At 69.7% G+C, this 14,046-nt stretch carries 15 protein-coding genes; 12 read left to right on the plus strand and 3 right to left on the minus strand.

All coding sequences use genetic code 11. The features are described from left to right. Positions 1 to 67: 67 nt before the first annotated feature. The 8 genes from HPS01S_RS18180 to HPS01S_RS18215 are packed head-to-tail and all read left to right on the plus strand — an operon-like array spanning position 68 to position 7,268. The gene (locus HPS01S_RS18180) at positions 68 to 1,444 is read left to right on the plus strand and encodes an NAD(P)/FAD-dependent oxidoreductase (RefSeq protein ID WP_066159541.1); all 1,377 of its coding nucleotides are present in this window, start codon (positions 68 to 70) and stop codon (positions 1,442 to 1,444) included. Continuing rightward, complete coding sequence (locus HPS01S_RS18185) at positions 1,441 to 2,250, plus strand: DUF1365 domain-containing protein (RefSeq protein WP_066159324.1); 810 nt, start codon at positions 1,441 to 1,443, stop codon at positions 2,248 to 2,250. The genes HPS01S_RS18180 and HPS01S_RS18185 overlap by 4 nt, the downstream gene beginning before the upstream one ends. Positions 2,251 to 2,270: 20 nt before the next feature. Then, complete coding sequence (locus HPS01S_RS18190) at positions 2,271 to 3,479, plus strand: SAM-dependent methyltransferase (RefSeq protein ID WP_066159327.1); 1,209 nt, start codon at positions 2,271 to 2,273, stop codon at positions 3,477 to 3,479. A 16-nt stretch (positions 3,480 to 3,495) separates the two neighbouring features. After that, a complete protein-coding gene (locus tag HPS01S_RS18195) occupies positions 3,496 to 4,062 on the plus strand; it encodes a chalcone isomerase family protein (protein ID WP_255284247.1) in 567 nt (188 codons plus the stop codon). Positions 4,063 to 4,069: 7 nt separating this feature from the next. Further along, the gene (locus HPS01S_RS18200; protein WP_066159329.1) at positions 4,070 to 5,416 is read left to right on the plus strand and encodes an MFS transporter; all 1,347 of its coding nucleotides are present in this window, start codon (positions 4,070 to 4,072) and stop codon (positions 5,414 to 5,416) included. Further along, a complete protein-coding gene (locus tag HPS01S_RS18205) occupies positions 5,413 to 5,952 on the plus strand; it encodes a DUF3833 domain-containing protein (protein ID WP_066159332.1) in 540 nt (179 codons plus the stop codon). Before HPS01S_RS18200 ends, HPS01S_RS18205 begins: the two co-directional genes overlap by 4 nt. Further along, positions 5,949 to 6,815, plus strand: a complete 867-nt coding sequence (locus tag HPS01S_RS18210) for an SDR family NAD(P)-dependent oxidoreductase (protein WP_084397508.1) — start codon at positions 5,949 to 5,951, stop codon at positions 6,813 to 6,815. Before HPS01S_RS18205 ends, HPS01S_RS18210 begins: the two co-directional genes overlap by 4 nt. Positions 6,816 to 6,821: 6 nt before the next feature. After that, positions 6,822 to 7,268, plus strand: a complete 447-nt coding sequence (locus tag HPS01S_RS18215; RefSeq protein ID WP_066159335.1) for a nuclear transport factor 2 family protein — start codon at positions 6,822 to 6,824, stop codon at positions 7,266 to 7,268. Between the two features lie 117 nt (positions 7,269 to 7,385). Here the strand turns inward: HPS01S_RS18215 and HPS01S_RS18220 are convergent, their stop codons facing one another. Further along, complete coding sequence (locus HPS01S_RS18220) at positions 7,386 to 8,000, minus strand: glutathione S-transferase N-terminal domain-containing protein (protein ID WP_066159338.1); 615 nt, start codon at positions 7,998 to 8,000, stop codon at positions 7,386 to 7,388. A 113-nt stretch (positions 8,001 to 8,113) separates the two neighbouring features. Here HPS01S_RS18220 and purB point away from each other — a divergent pair, with 113 nt between their 5' ends. Both purB and HPS01S_RS18230 read left to right on the plus strand, forming a co-directional pair. Then, positions 8,114 to 9,529, plus strand: a complete 1,416-nt coding sequence (gene purB, locus HPS01S_RS18225; RefSeq protein ID WP_066159341.1) for an adenylosuccinate lyase — start codon at positions 8,114 to 8,116, stop codon at positions 9,527 to 9,529. A gap of 217 nt (positions 9,530 to 9,746) precedes the next feature. After that, positions 9,747 to 10,514 carry an oxygen-binding di-iron domain-containing protein gene (locus tag HPS01S_RS18230; protein WP_066159346.1) on the plus strand — a complete coding sequence of 256 codons (768 nt, stop codon included), beginning with the start codon at positions 9,747 to 9,749 and terminating at the stop codon, positions 10,512 to 10,514. Here HPS01S_RS18230 and HPS01S_RS18235 read toward each other — a convergent pair. Then, positions 10,496 to 10,930 carry a DUF3717 domain-containing protein gene (locus HPS01S_RS18235; protein WP_066159349.1) on the minus strand — a complete coding sequence of 145 codons (435 nt, stop codon included), beginning with the start codon at positions 10,928 to 10,930 and terminating at the stop codon, positions 10,496 to 10,498. The genes HPS01S_RS18230 and HPS01S_RS18235 overlap by 19 nt on opposite strands. Before the next feature lie 344 nt (positions 10,931 to 11,274). Between HPS01S_RS18235 and HPS01S_RS18240 the strand changes: the two genes are divergently transcribed. Continuing rightward, the gene (locus HPS01S_RS18240; RefSeq protein WP_066159352.1) at positions 11,275 to 12,030 is read left to right on the plus strand and encodes a TerC family protein; all 756 of its coding nucleotides are present in this window, start codon (positions 11,275 to 11,277) and stop codon (positions 12,028 to 12,030) included. A gap of 79 nt (positions 12,031 to 12,109) precedes the next feature. Continuing rightward, on the plus strand, positions 12,110 to 12,460 hold the full coding sequence (locus HPS01S_RS18245; RefSeq protein ID WP_066159355.1) for a phage holin family protein: 351 nt from the start codon (positions 12,110 to 12,112) through the stop codon (positions 12,458 to 12,460). On the opposite strand, the gene HPS01S_RS18250 is transcribed toward HPS01S_RS18245, so the two are convergent. Continuing rightward, positions 12,443 to 14,011 carry a M48 family metalloprotease gene (locus tag HPS01S_RS18250; RefSeq protein ID WP_084397509.1) on the minus strand — a complete coding sequence of 523 codons (1,569 nt, stop codon included), beginning with the start codon at positions 14,009 to 14,011 and terminating at the stop codon, positions 12,443 to 12,445. The two genes, HPS01S_RS18245 and HPS01S_RS18250, sit on opposite strands and share 18 nt — an antisense overlap. Between the last annotated feature and the right edge of the window lie 35 nt (positions 14,012 to 14,046).

Genomic DNA, 14,046 nt, shown 5'->3' on the forward strand with positions numbered 1-14,046 from the left:
GGCAGTGGCTTGTCTGGGCTGAGCCATGTACTCGGTCCCCACCCCCTCCCCGATCGGCGGTGCGCCCGTGAATCCTCCGCAGCGCCCGCGCGTGGCCATCGTCGGCTCTGGCATCTCCGGCCTGGCCGCCGCCCACACCCTCAGCGGCCTGGCCGATCTGACCCTGTTCGAGGCCGGCGACTACTTCGGCGGCCACACCCACACGGTGGACGTGACCCTGCCCGACCCCCTGGGCCGCCCGACCACCTTCGGCGTCGACACCGGTTTTCTCGTCCTGAACGAGCGCACCTACCCCAACCTGCTGGCGCTGTTCGACCAGCTGCAGGTGCCGGTGGCACCGTCCGACATGTCGTTCTCGGTCCAGGCACCGGGCGCCGGGCCACGCGGCTCGGCGCTGGAATGGAGCGGCAGCGACCTCTCCACCGTGTTCGCCCAGCGCGAAAACCTGGGCAACGCCCGCTTCTGGCGCATGCTGGCGGACATCGTCCGTTTCAACCGCCTGACCACCCGACTGGCCAAGCGCGGCGACGACCTCGGCGCCGACAGCCCGCTGCTGGAACCGCTGGGCGATTTTCTGGAGCGCCACCGCTTCTCGGCCGCCTTCCGCGACTGGTACTTCCTGCCCATGATGGGCTGCATCTGGAGCTGCCCGACCGACCAGATGCTGCGCTTCCCGGTCGCGACCATGGTGCGCTTCTGCCACAACCACGGCCTGATCCAGGTGACCAACCGGCCGCAGTGGTACACGGTGGCCGGCGGTGCGCGGCAGTACGTGGAAAAAATCGTCGCTCGTATTCCCGACCGGCGCCTGAACACCCCCGTGCAGCAGGTGCTGCGCGACGCCCAGGGCGTGCGCGTGGTGAGCGAAGGCCGGGTCGAGCGCTTCGACGCCATCGTCATGGCCTGCCACAGCGACCAGGCGCTGGCCATCCTGGGCGAGGCCGCCACGCCCGAAGAGCGTGCGGCCCTGGGCGCGGTGCGCTACCAGCCCAACCGCGCGGTGCTGCACACCGACGCCTCGGTGCTGCCGCAGCGCGAGAAGGCCTGGGCGGCCTGGAACTACGAGGCCGGCGGCGCCGGTGACGAGCCGCGGGTCTGCCTGCACTACCTGATCAACCGGCTGCAGCCGCTGCCGCTGAAGACCCCGGTGATCGTCTCGCTCAACCCGCAGCGCGCCATCGACCCGGCCACCGTGATCGGCGAATACGAGTACGCCCACCCGGTGTTCGACCTTGCCGCCATCCGCGCCCAGAAGGCCATGGTCGACCTGCAGGGCCGGCACGACACCTTCTACGCCGGCGCCTGGATGGGCTACGGCTTCCACGAAGACGGCCTCAAGGCCGGCCTGCGCGCCGCGCGCGAACTCATCATGGCCCACGACCTGCTGCCGCAGCGCAGCGCCACCGAGACCCGCGACGCCGCGCTGCCGGGAGTGTTTGCATGAACACAGTCGTCGGGAGCGCCGTGAGCGCTGCGCAAACCCTGGTCGGCTTCGGCCAGGTGCGCCACGCCCGCTCGCGCCCGAAGGCGCACGCCTTCGCCTACCCGACCTTCTTCCTGATGCTGCCGCTGCGCAGCCTTCGGAAAAACGGCCCCGGCGCGCTCGCACGCAACCGCTGGGCAGCACTGGCCTTCCACGACCGCGACCACGGCGACGGCCGCGACGACTGCCTGGCCTGGCTCGACGGCCTGCTGGCCGAGCACGGCATCGGCGACGCGGATGGCGAGGTCTGGCTGCACACCTACCCGCGCGTGCTGGGCTACGTGTTCAAGCCGGTGAGCTTCTGGTACTGCCACCGCGCCGACGGCACGCTGCGCGCGGTGGTCGCCGAGGTCAACAACACCTTCGGCGAGCGCCACTGCTACCTGCTGGACGCGCCGCGCCACGGCGTGCCGGCCACGGCCGACAAGGTCTTCCACGTCTCGCCCTTCGCCCCGGTGCGCGGCGAATACCGCTTCGTCTTCATGCGCACGCAGCACGGCGGCGAAGACCGCACCGTGGTGCGCATCGACTTCCACGACGAGCCCGGCGCGGAGGCCCTGATCCGCACCAGCGTCAGCGGCACGCTGCAGCCGCTGGACGCCGCGAGCGCACGGCGCGCACTCTGGGGCCACCCGCTGATGACGCTGGGCGTGATCGCCCGCATCCACTGGCAGGCCCTGCGCCTGTGGCTCAAGCAGGCGCCCTTCTTCCGCCAGCCCGCCGCACCGGCGGACTTCGTGACCCCGGGCCACCCGGCCTCCCGCTGACCCTTGCCTTCCGACACGACATGAACAGCACCACCGCCCCGCAGAGCGCCGGCCTTTCCCTGCCCCGCCACGCCCCGGCCGCCGCCCGCACCACGCTGCAGCTGCTGCAGCGCCTGCGCCACGGCTCGCTCACGCTGCAGCTGCCCGACGGCACGCTGCAGCGCTTCGGTGGTGGCGCGGGACCACTGGCCTCGATGCGGCTGACCAACTGGAACGTGTTCGGAGCGGCTTTGAAATCGGGCGACATCGGCTTCGCCGAGAGCTACATCGCCGGCGACTGGAGCACGCCGCAGCTGGCCGACCTGCTGCGCCTGCTGATCGCCAACCGCGAGGCGCTGGAAGACGTGGTCTACGGCTCGTGGATCGGCCGCCTGGCCTACCGCCTGCGCCACCTGCTCAACCGCAACAGCAAGGCCAACAGCCGCAAGAACATCCACGCCCATTACGACCTGGGCAACGCCTTCTACGGGCTCTGGCTGGACGAGACCATGAACTACTCGTCGGCGCTGTACGAGCAGCCGGGCCAGGACATGGTGGACGCACAACACGCCAAGGTGCGGCGCGCCCTGCGCATGGCCGGCGTACAGCCGGGCCACCGCGTGCTGGAGATCGGCTGCGGCTGGGGTGCGCTGGCCGAAAAGGCCATCACCGAGTTCGGCGCCTCGGTGACCGGCGTGACGCTCTCGACCGAACAGCTGGCCTTCGCGCAGCGGCGCAACCCGGGCGCCGACCTGCGGCTGCAGGACTACCGCGACATCGGCGACGCCCCTTTCGATGCCATCTGCTCCATCGAGATGGTCGAGGCCGTGGGCCGCGAGTACTGGGACACCTATTTCAATACCGTCGCGCGCCTGCTCAAGCCGGGTGGCCGGGCCTGCATCCAGAGCATCACCATCCGCGACGACCTGTTCGACCGCTACGTCGCCGGCACCGACTTCATCCAGCAGTACATCTTCCCGGGTGGCTGCCTGCCCAGCCCCTCGCAGTTCCGCGCCGCGGCCGAACGCGCCGGCCTGCAGGTGGTGGACCAGTTCCACTTCGGCCCCGACTACGCGCAGACGCTGCTGGTCTGGCGCCAGCAGTTCCTGCTGAACCAGGAGCGCGTGCTGCAGCAAGGCTTCGATCAGCGCTTCCTGCGCACCTGGGAGTTCTACCTCGCCTACTGCGAGGCCGCCTTCGACGAAGGCAACACCGACGTCGTGCAGTTCACCCTGCGCCAACCCGACTGATCCGGGAGGACCGGCCGTGCGACACCAACTGCCCCAGCGCGCCTTCACCGTGGTGGCCATCACCGCGGCACTGTGGCTGCCCCTGGCCGCCCCGGTGCACGCCAACACGCCGGCCGAGGCGGCCGAGGCCGCGCTTGCCGGCAAGGCGCCGCGCGGGCAGTCGCTGTTCCGCTACTGGGGCTTCGAGGTCTATGTCGCCACGCTCTACACAACGCCAGCGTTCCGGCCCGAGGGCTTCGAGCAGCAGCGCCTGGCGCTGGAGCTGCAGTACCGGCGCGCCTTCAAGGGCGCCGACATCGCCCAGCGTTCGATCGACGAGATGCAGGACATCGCCCCGCTGGCACCCGCCCAGGCCGCCGAGTGGAAGGCCGCCATGGAGCGTGTGTTTCCCGACGTCGCGCCCGGCGACCGGCTGATGGGTGTGCACCTGCCCGGCCGGGGCGCGCACTTCTACTACAACGGCCGCCTGCGCGGCGTGGTCGACGACCCGGTGTTCGCCGAGCGTTTCTTCGGCATCTGGCTCTCGCCCCGCACCTCGCAGCCCCGGCTGCGCGAGGCCCTGATCGCCGGCGCCGCACGCTGAGCCGCCCATGGTCACCACCACCGCCTCCGCCGACGCCGCGCGCTTCACCGCGCCCGGGGCCTGGCGCGAGGGCCTGCGCTACGGCCTGCTCGGCCTGCCGCTGGCCTTCGTGGCGCTGCCGCTCTACGTGGTGCTGCCCAACCACTACGCGCGCTCGTTCGCGGTGCCGCTGGCGGCGCTGGGCGCGGTGCTGCTGGCGGCGCGCCTGTTCGACGCGGTGCTCGACCCGTGGATCGGGCGGTGGATCGACCGGCTGTTCGCCCGCAGCCACCGCCGCGTGCTGGGCGCGGGTGCGGTGGCTGCGCTGGTGCTGGCATTCGGCCTGTGGGGCCTGCTGTTCCCGCCGCCGGCCCTGCGCGGCGAGGTGGTGCCGCTGCTGGCCTGGGCCGGTGTGCTGATGGCCGTCACCTACACCGCCTACAGCGTGGCCAGCGTGGCGCACCAGACCTGGGGCACGCGCCTGGGCGGCAACGAGGCACAGCGCAGCCGCATCAGCGCCTGGCGCGAAGGCCTGGCCCTGGTGGGCGTGCTGACCGCCGCGGTGCTGCCGGGCACCCTGGGCCTGGGCGCCACCGTGGCCGCCTTTGCGGTGCTGCTGGCGCTGGGCTGGTGGGCCTGGAGCGCCGCCGTGGTGCCCACGGCGCGCGGCCTGACGCTGGGCGCGCTGGCGCACCAGAACACGCTGGCCCATCCGCTGCGCCAACCCCGCTTCGTGCGCCTGCTGGCGGTGTTCGTGGTCAACGGCACGGCCAGCGCGGTTCCCGCCACGCTCGTCCTGTTTTTTGTGCAGGACCGGCTGCAGGCGCCGGCTAGCGTGGAGCCGGCCTTCCTGGCCACCTACTTCCTGTGCGCCGCGCTCTCGTTGCCGCTGTGGGTGCGGCTGGTGCCGCGCCTGGGCCTGGCGCGTTGCTGGCTGGCGGGCATGGCGCTCTCGGTGGCGGTCTTCATCTGGGCCGCCACGCTGGGCGCGGGCGATGTGACCGCCTTCCTGGTCGTCTGCGCGCTCTCCGGCGTGGCCCTGGGCACCGACCTGGCCCTGCCCTCGGCGCTGCTGACAGGCCTGATGGACGAACTGGGCGAACGCGGCCAGCGCGAGGGCGCCTACCTCGGCTGGTGGAACTTCGCCGCCAAGCTCAACCTGGCCCTGGCCGCCGGCCTGGCCCTGCCGCTGCTGGGCGCCTTCGGCTACCAGCCCGGCGCACGCGATCCGCAGGCCCTGTGGACCCTCACCGTGGCCTATTGCCTGCTGCCCTGCGGCCTGAAGCTGCTGGCCGCCGGCCTGCTGCAGGCGCTGGTCATCCGCCCCGCCGCGCCGAGAGCGCCGCTGCCCGACACCCTGAAAGCCCACCCATGAAACGACGACTGCTGCTCACCGCCGGCGCCGCCGCCACCCTGGCCCTGACCGGCTGCGCCGGCCCGCAGGTTGGCGACTACGCCACCGAAAAACCCGTGCTGGACCTGCGCCAGTACTTCAACGGCACGCTGGACGCCTACGGTGTGTTCACCGACCGCAGCGGCCAGGTGGTGCGGCGCTTCACCGTGGTCATGCGCTGCACCTGGAACGGCGACGAAGGCGTGCTCGACGAGGACTTCACTTACTCGGACGGCACGACCCAGAAGCGCATCTGGCGCCTCAAGCACGAGGGCAACGGCCGCTACACCGGCCGGGCCGACGACGTGGTCGGCGTGGCCGAGGGCCAGACCGCGGGCAACGCCTTCCGCTGGGGCTACACGCTGGCGCTGCCGGTGGACGGCCGGGTCTGGAACGTGCAGTTCGACGACTGGATGTATCTGCTGGACGAGCGCGTGATGCTCAACAAGGCCGTGATGAGCAAGTTCGGCATCCGCCTGGGCGAGGTCACGCTCAGTTTTGTACGGCGATCCTCATGAGCCTCCACCGCAGCTTCGTCGACCCCACCACCGCCGATGGTGCGGCCCGGCCGCGCCGCGGCCCAGGCCTGTGGCGGCCGTTCAACCCGCGCATCGCCTCCTGGCGAGGCCTGCGGGTCTGGGTGGTGGGCGCCTCCAGCGGCATCGGCCTGGCCGCGGCCGAGCAACTGATCGGCCTGGGCGCCACCGTGCTGGTGTCCGCACGCAGCGAGGCCGGCCTGCAGGCGCTGGTGGACCGCCACACCCGGCCCGGCCAGCCCGCGCCGGTCCAAGCCTGGCCGATGGACGTGACCGATGCGCGGGCCGTGGCGCTCACCGCCCGCGCCGTGCTGGCCGAAGGACCGGTCGACCTGGTGCTGTTCTGCGCCGGCCACTACCGCGCCCTGCGGGCCGAGGCCTTCGACCTGGCCGAGATGCAGCGCCACATGGCGATCAACTACGGCGGCGCGCTGAACCTGCTGGACGCCCTGCTGCCGGCCATGCTCGGCCGTGGCCAGGGCCACATCAGCCTGGTCAGCAGCGTGGCCGGGTTCCGCGGCCTGCCCAAGGGCCTGGCCTATGGCCCGACCAAGGCCGCACTGACCCACCTGGCCGAGACGCTGCACCTGGACCTGGCGCCGCGCGGCATCGGCGTGAGCGTGGTGCACCCCGGCTTCGTGAAAACGCCACTGACGGCGCAAAACGACTTCTCGATGCCCGCCCTGATCTCGCCGGACGAGGCGGCCCGCGCCATGCTCGACGGCATCTCGGCCGGCCGGTTCGAGGTGCACTTCCCGCGCCGCTTCACGGTCTGGATGAAGCTGCTGCGCCTGCTGCCTTACCGCGCCTACTTCCCGATCGTGCACCGCGCCACCGGTCTATAAAGCGGCATGACCCCAACGACCGACCTGCGCGAGGCCGTCCAGCGGCTGGCCGACTTCTATGCGCGGCTGCAGCCGCAGGACTTGGACCGGCTGGACCGGTACTACACGCCCGACGCGCGCTTCAAGGACCCGTTCAACGAGGTGCGCGGGCTGCCGGCCATCCGCCGCATCTTCGAGCACATGTTCGCGTCGCTGCACCAGCCGCATTTCGTCGTCACCGGCCAGCTGGTGGATGGTGAGCAGGCCTTCCTGGTCTGGGAGTTCCGCTTCCGGATGCGCCGCTTCGACACCTCCACCGAACAGGTGGTGCGCGGCGGCTCGCACCTGCGGCTGGCGGCGGACGGCCGCGTGCTCGACCACCGCGACTACTGGGACGCGGCGGAAGAGCTGTACGAAAAACTGCCCGTGCTGGGCGCGCTGATGCGCTGGCTCAAACGCAAAGCGAACAGCTGACCCGAAACGCCTGCAGGGAAGCTGTCGAGGATGCCGCGGAACTGGCTCCGCCAGGCCGCAGGCATCGCCCCCTTGAGGGGGTGACGCGCCGCAGGCGCGGCGCGGGGGTGGGGGATTTCAGCTGGGGCGGGTGTCGGCAAAGCTCTGGCGCAGCGCCAGCTTGTCGGCCAGACGCGCCAGGTTGGGGTGCGTGGTGCGCCACTCCAGCTGCGGGAAGCGGAAGCTGAGGTAACCCAGCGCGCATCCCACGGCCAGATCGGAGAGGCTGAGGTGGATGCCCGAGCAGAAGGGCTTGTCGCCCAGGCCGCGCGCCATGGCGACCAGCGAGGCGTCGACCTTGGCCATCTGGCGGTCGATCCAGGCCTGGCAACGCTGCTCCTCGCTGCGGCCGGGCCAGGTGGCCTCCAGCCGCGCCAGGATGGCGGCGTCCATCACCCCGTCGGCCAGCGCCTCCCAGGTCCTGACCTCGGCGCGCTCGCGGCCCGAGGGGGGGATCAGCTTGCCCACGGGCGAGAGCGTGTCCAGGTACTCGACGATCACGCGCGAATCGAACACGGCCTCGCCGCCTTCCATGACCAGGCAGGGCACCTTGCCCAGCGGGTTGGAGGCGGCGATCGAGGTGTCGGCCGACCACACGTCTTCCTGGATGAACTGGTAGTCGAGCTTTTTCTCGGCCATGACGACGCGCACTTTGCGGACGTACGGGCTGGTGACGGCGCCGATGAGTTTCATGAGGAATGGAGTTGTGGGGGTCCCTGGGCGAGCCATTTTAGCGAGCGCCACCGCCGTCTGCGCCAGCCTGGGGGGATCGGCCGGGCGCCGGACCCGCCTTCTACAATCCGGGAATGCGACCGACCTCTGCCCCCACCGCCGCTGCCTCCGGCAGCCTCACCCCCGTCTCCGCCCTCTCGCCGCTGGACGGCCGCTACGCCGGCAAGCTGGCGCCGCTGCGCCCGTTCATGAGCGAACAGGGCTACATGCACCGCCGCGTGCAGGTCGAGATCGCGTGGTTCATCGCCCTGTCCGACACTGGTTTCGAGGAGTTCCCACCGCTCTCGCCCGGTGCCCGCACCTACCTGATGGGCCTGGTCAAGAACTTCTCCGAGGCCGATGCCGTGGCCATCAAGGAGATCGAGAAGACCACCAACCACGACGTCAAGGCCGTCGAGTACTGGATCAAGTCCAAGTTCGACGCACGCCCCGAACTGGAAAAGGCCGCGGAGTTCGTGCACTTCGCCTGCACCAGCGAGGACATCAACAACACCAGCCACGCCCTGCAGCTCAAGGGCGGGCGCGACGCCGTGCTGCTGCCCGCGCTGGACCAGGTGATCGCCCGCCTGCGCGAGATGGCGCACCAGTTCGCCGACGTGCCCATGCTCAGCCGCACCCACGGCCAGACCGCGAGCCCGACCACCGTCGGCAAGGAACTGGGCAACGTGGTCGTGCGCCTGGCCGGCGCGCGCGAGCGCATTGCGGCCGTCAAGCTCATGGGCAAGATGAACGGCGCCGTCGGCAACTACAACGCCCACCTGAGCGCCTGGCCCGACTTCGACTGGGAAGCCTTCAGCAGGAAGGTCATCGAGACGCCCGAACCGCTGGGCCTGGGCCTGACCTTTCAGCCCTATTCGATCCAGATCGAGCCGCACGACTACATGGCCGAGCTGTTCGACGCGATCGCCCGCACCAACACCATCCTGATCGACCTCTCGCGCGACATCTGGGGCTACGTCAGCCTGGGCTACTTCAAGCAGCGCCTGAAGGCCGGCGAGATCGGCTCCTCGACCATGCCGCACAAGGTCAACCCGATCGACTTCGAGAACGCCGAAGGCAACCTGGGCCTGGCCAATGCCGTGCTCAAGCACCTGTCGGAGAAGCTGCCCATCAGCCGCTGGCAGCGCGACCTGACCGATTCCACCGTGCTGCGCAACATGGGCGTGGGCCTGGGCTACGCGGTGCTGGCCTACAGCTCGCTGATGACCGGCCTGAACAAGCTGGAACTGAATGAAGAAGCCCTGGCCGCCGACCTGGACGCCGCCTGGGAAGTGCTGGCCGAACCGATCCAGACCGTGATGCGCCGTTTTGGCGTGCAAGGCGCCTACGAGAAGCTCAAGGAAGTCACGCGCGGCAAGACCGTGACCGCCGAGGCGCTGCACACGCTGATCCGCAGCCTGGAGATCCCCCAGGCCGAGAAGGACCGGCTGCTGGCCATGACGCCGGCCAGCTACGTCGGCAAGGCCGCCGAACTGGCCCGCCGCGCGTAGTTCTTTTGCATGAATCTGGCCGGGGCCGGGCACCAGTTGTCCGGCCTTTTTGCATTTTGGGCGGACAACCCTCTGAAGTTGTGCGGTTTTCATGCACAGTCCGTGACACGTTTGACATATCGCAACCAGCATCTCGGTGCCGCTGCATAAAGTCCACCGCTTGTTTTTTATCAGCCGCCGCCCGACGCAGGGCGCGCGCGCCTCAGGAGCCCCCGTCATGGCCATTGAACTGTTCAACCAGAACGGGCACGTCTGCCTGATGTTCGCCCATCTCAGCGACGAGGGCGGCGAAGCTGTGCAGGCCAACCAGTTCCTGGTAATCGATGGCGACCAGGGAGCGGTGATCGACCCGGGCGGCAACATGGCGTTCAACGAGTTGCTGCTCACCATCGGCCGCTATTTCCCGCCCAACAAGCTCACCGAGATCCTGGCCTCGCACGCCGACCCGGACATCATCGCCTCGCTGGACCGCTGGATGACCAGCACCCAGGCCACGCTCTACATCTCCAAGCTGTGGGAGCGCTTTGCGCCCCACTTCTGCAAGCCGGGCAAGACCGCGGGCCGCATCATCGGCATCCCCGACCCTGGCATGCGCATCAAGCTCGGGCGCAGCGAAATCATTGCGCTGCCGGCGCACTTCATGCACGCCGAGGGCAACTTCCAGTTCTGGGACCCGGTCAGCAAGATCCTGTTCTCCGGCGACCTGGGCGTGTCGCTGGGCACGTCCAAGGACGCGTCCGCCCCCATCACCAGCCTGGGTCCCCACCTGGCCCGCATGGAAGCCTTCCACCGCCGCTACATGGTGTCGCAGAAGATCCTGCGCCTGTGGGCGAACATGGTGCGGGACCTGCCGATCAAGATGATCGTGCCGCAGCACGGCGCGCCGCTGGCGGGCGACGCGGTCAAGGAGTTCATCGGCTGGATCGGTGATCTGACCTGCGGGATCGACAACGTGACGCAGGCGAACTACACGATTCCGGCCTGACCCGTCTTCTCCTCAATCGCGCGCTCGGCATAGCGGTTGAAGCGCCAGGCGTCGCCCTGCAGGGTGATGCGACGCCACACACCCCTTTTCTCGGCCGGACTCATGGCTGTCCAGTGCTGGACCTCGTCGAAACTCCGGCCGCAGCCCTTGCACACCTCATCGCCCTGGCTGGTGGAGCAGATGGCGATGCAGGGCGTGTCCGGCGTGGTGTCGAACCAGGCCAGCCAGGCCTGGCGGGCCGCGGGCGGCAGGGCCGCCTCGTCGGTGTCGGTCTGCCGGTGGTAGACCATCAGTGCATAGACCTCGGCCAGCGCACGCAGGGGAAGTGTCAGAGGCATGGCTGCGTCAGGCGAGGGTGAGCGCTCACGCCAGTAGTTGATGGCTGCCTCGATGTCGGTGATGTGGATGCCGGCCATGGGACGGCGATGATACGGTGTGGAAAGTGCGTATCTGCAATCAGGGTCGAATGGAAGGGCGCGCCGCTACAATCGCCGGACTCGAAGGGGAGTAGCTCTCCGGGAGGAAACTGCGCCAGGCGCACCGTTTCAACCCGTTCGGTTCGTCGTCAGGACGAAGCACATGCTTCCGGCGATCCGAGCCCGGTGCCCGCCACCGGCCTGAGCAAGACCTTTGGACCGTCCCTGCGGACCGATCTAGGCCTCACTGCCCCTTCGCGCCGATGTCCACCATCCGGCGCCGAGGGTCGGTCTGCGCCGGAACCGGCCTGTCAGGGGCCCACCACCACACAACGAGGCATCCAATGGATTTCCTGACTTCACCCGAGTTCTGGGTCGCTCTGGGACAGATCATCATCATCGACATCCTGCTCGGGGGCGACAACGCGGTCGTGATCGCGCTGGCCTGCCGCAAGCTGCCTCCTGCGCAGCGCACCAAGGGCATCATCTGGGGCACGGCGGGCGCCATCGTCCTGCGCGTGGTCCTGATCGCGTTCGCCATGACGCTGCTGAACGTGCCCTTCCTCAAGCTGGTCGGCGCCATCCTGCTGGTCTGGATCGGCATCAAGCTGATCGCGCCTGACGAAGACGGTCACGGCGACATCCAGGGCAGCGACAAGCTGTTCGCTGCCATCAAGACCATCATCGTGGCCGACCTGGTGATGAGCGTGGACAACGTGATCGCCATCGCCGGCGCCGCCCAGAACGCTGGCGAGCACTCGCTGCTGCTGGTGGTGCTGGGCCTGCTGATCTCCATCCCCATCATCGTCTGGGGCAGCACCCTGGTCATCAAGCTGATGGCCCGCTTCCCGGTGATCATCGTGGCCGGCGGCATGCTGCTGGGCTGGATCGCGGGCGGCATGCTGGTCACCGACCCCGCCTTCGTGAACCCGGACAAGTGGACATGGATGCCCAAGCTGGGCTCGGTGGATACCCAGGGTCTGGCGGTCATCTCCGACTCGCTGTACTGGACTGCCCACGTCGCCGGAGCCCTGCTGGTGCTGGCCGTCGGCAAGTTCGTGGCCTCGCGCCAGAAGCCTGCGGAAGAAGCCGGCGCCTGATCGCCCAAGCTCCGAACGCCCTGGGGCGGCCAACCGAAAGGGGGCCGCCCTTTTTCATGGCCGGTGCTATGCTGGCCGCATGAAAACAATCGTGACCTGGCTGCTCGCCGCCTGCGCCTTGCTTCTGGTGGCCTATCTGTACCCCGGGGTTCAGGTGCAGAGTTTCACTTCCGCGCTGATCGCCGCCTTCGTGATCGGCCTGTTCAACATGGTGCTGCGCCCGATCCTCGTGCTGCTGACCCTGCCGGTCACGCTCATCACGCTGGGGCTGTTCCTGTTCGTGATCAACGCCCTGCTGTTCTGGGCCGCCGCCAGCGTGCTGGACGGCTTCCACGTCAACGGCTTCGGCGCCGCGCTGCTGGGCTCGCTGATCTACTCGGCGATCATGCTGGTGGTGGATGCCGCGGTGAAGTCACTCCTGTCGCGCTGAGTCGCGCAACAGTTCCTCCACCTCGCGCCGGCGCACGTCGACGATGGCCAGTTCCATCGGGTCGGCATTGCGCTCGGCCGCGGGCAGCATCTGCGCGGCGCGCAGGCGGTCGAGCGCCCCGCCGTAGTCCATCTGCGCCGCCCGCGCTTCGGCCTCCGAGCGCACGGAGCGCAGGCGCTGACCCAGCGCGGCCTGCACGCGCGAAAGGGTCTGCCAGGCCTGCGCATCCTTCGGCTGTGCCACCACCCAGGCCTGCAGGCGGGCGGCGGCCCCGGCCAGGGCCCCCTGGCTGGCCAGCGCCGCCTGAGCGCCGAACAGCAGATCGGCCCGGGTGCTTCCGGCGAGCGCCTGGTCCCGCAGTGTGGCCAGCGAAGCGTCGTTGAGCGCCCGGGCATTCGGCCCAACCAGAATCTCCAACTGCAGCAGAGCCCAGGCGTCCTGGGTACCCGGCGCTGCGGCGGCGCGGCCCTGGCGCGCGATGGACAAGGCCTGCGCCGACTGCCCGAGCCGGTGGGCGGAGAGGGCTGCCGCGTACTGTGCCGCGGGCGCGGCGTTGGGCGCCTGCCCGGCCTGCAGCCAGGCGCGCTGGCGGTCTGGCCCGTTCTCCGACAGCACCCGGGCACGGGCCGCCATCAGTGAATGCAAGGCCTTGGGTGGCGTAGCCGCCGGCCCTGTGACCGGAGCACCAACGCGTGGTCCGGCCAGTGGCGCTTCGGCCAGCGGCACCCGGGCCCGCATGTCGGCCATGCGCTCGCTGGTCAGCGGGTGGCTGCGCAGATAGGGGAACGATCCGTCGTCGTTGAGCCGGGCCGCCTGCTGCAGCTTCTCGAACATGGTCACAAAGCCCAGCGGTTCGAATCCGGCGCCGGTGAGCACACCGAAACCGACGCGGTCGGCCTCGCGCTCCATGTCGCGCGAAAAGTTGAGCTGGTTCTGGATCGCCACCGCCTGGCTGCCGGCGATGGCGGCGTTGGCCACATCCACATTGGCCCGCGCCGCCAGCACCCCGAGGATCATGGCCCCCATCAGCCAGGGCGCTGCCTGGTCCTGTTTGGTGAGCATGCGCGCGATGTGGCGCTGCGAAACGTGGCTGAGCTCGTGTGCGAGCACGCTGGCCAGCTCCGCAGACGACTCGGTCGCCGCCACCAGCCCCAGGTGCACCCCCAGGTACCCGCCAGGCAGGGCGAACGCATTGACCCGCTTGTCGCGTGAGATCAGCAGCTGCCAGGCCAGCCGGTCCGACAACTCGGGCGGCACGTCGCCCCTGGCCCGCGCAGCGCCCAGCAGCGGCTGCCAGAGCGTCTGCAGGTAGTCGACCAGCACCGGGTCGTCCAGGTAGTCCGGGTCGCGGTAGATGTCGCGCGCGATGCTGTCGCCCAGCCGCCGCTCGGCCGCGATGGACATGCCCGCGCCGTCGCCCAGCGAGGGCAGGTTGACACCGGACTGCGCATGCGTGACCGCCGAGGGCGGCAGCAGCAGCGCGGCAGCGAGCACGGCGACGGACCAGCGGCGGAAAGGCGGCGACAGCGGGGGGCGGGCGTGGAAAACCATCCTCGTATGATGCCGCCAAGCCCCAGAGGTTTCTG

This window comes from Hydrogenophaga pseudoflava NBRC 102511, assembly GCF_001592285.1.
GTDB classification, from domain to species: domain Bacteria; phylum Pseudomonadota; class Gammaproteobacteria; order Burkholderiales; family Burkholderiaceae_C; genus Hydrogenophaga; species Hydrogenophaga pseudoflava.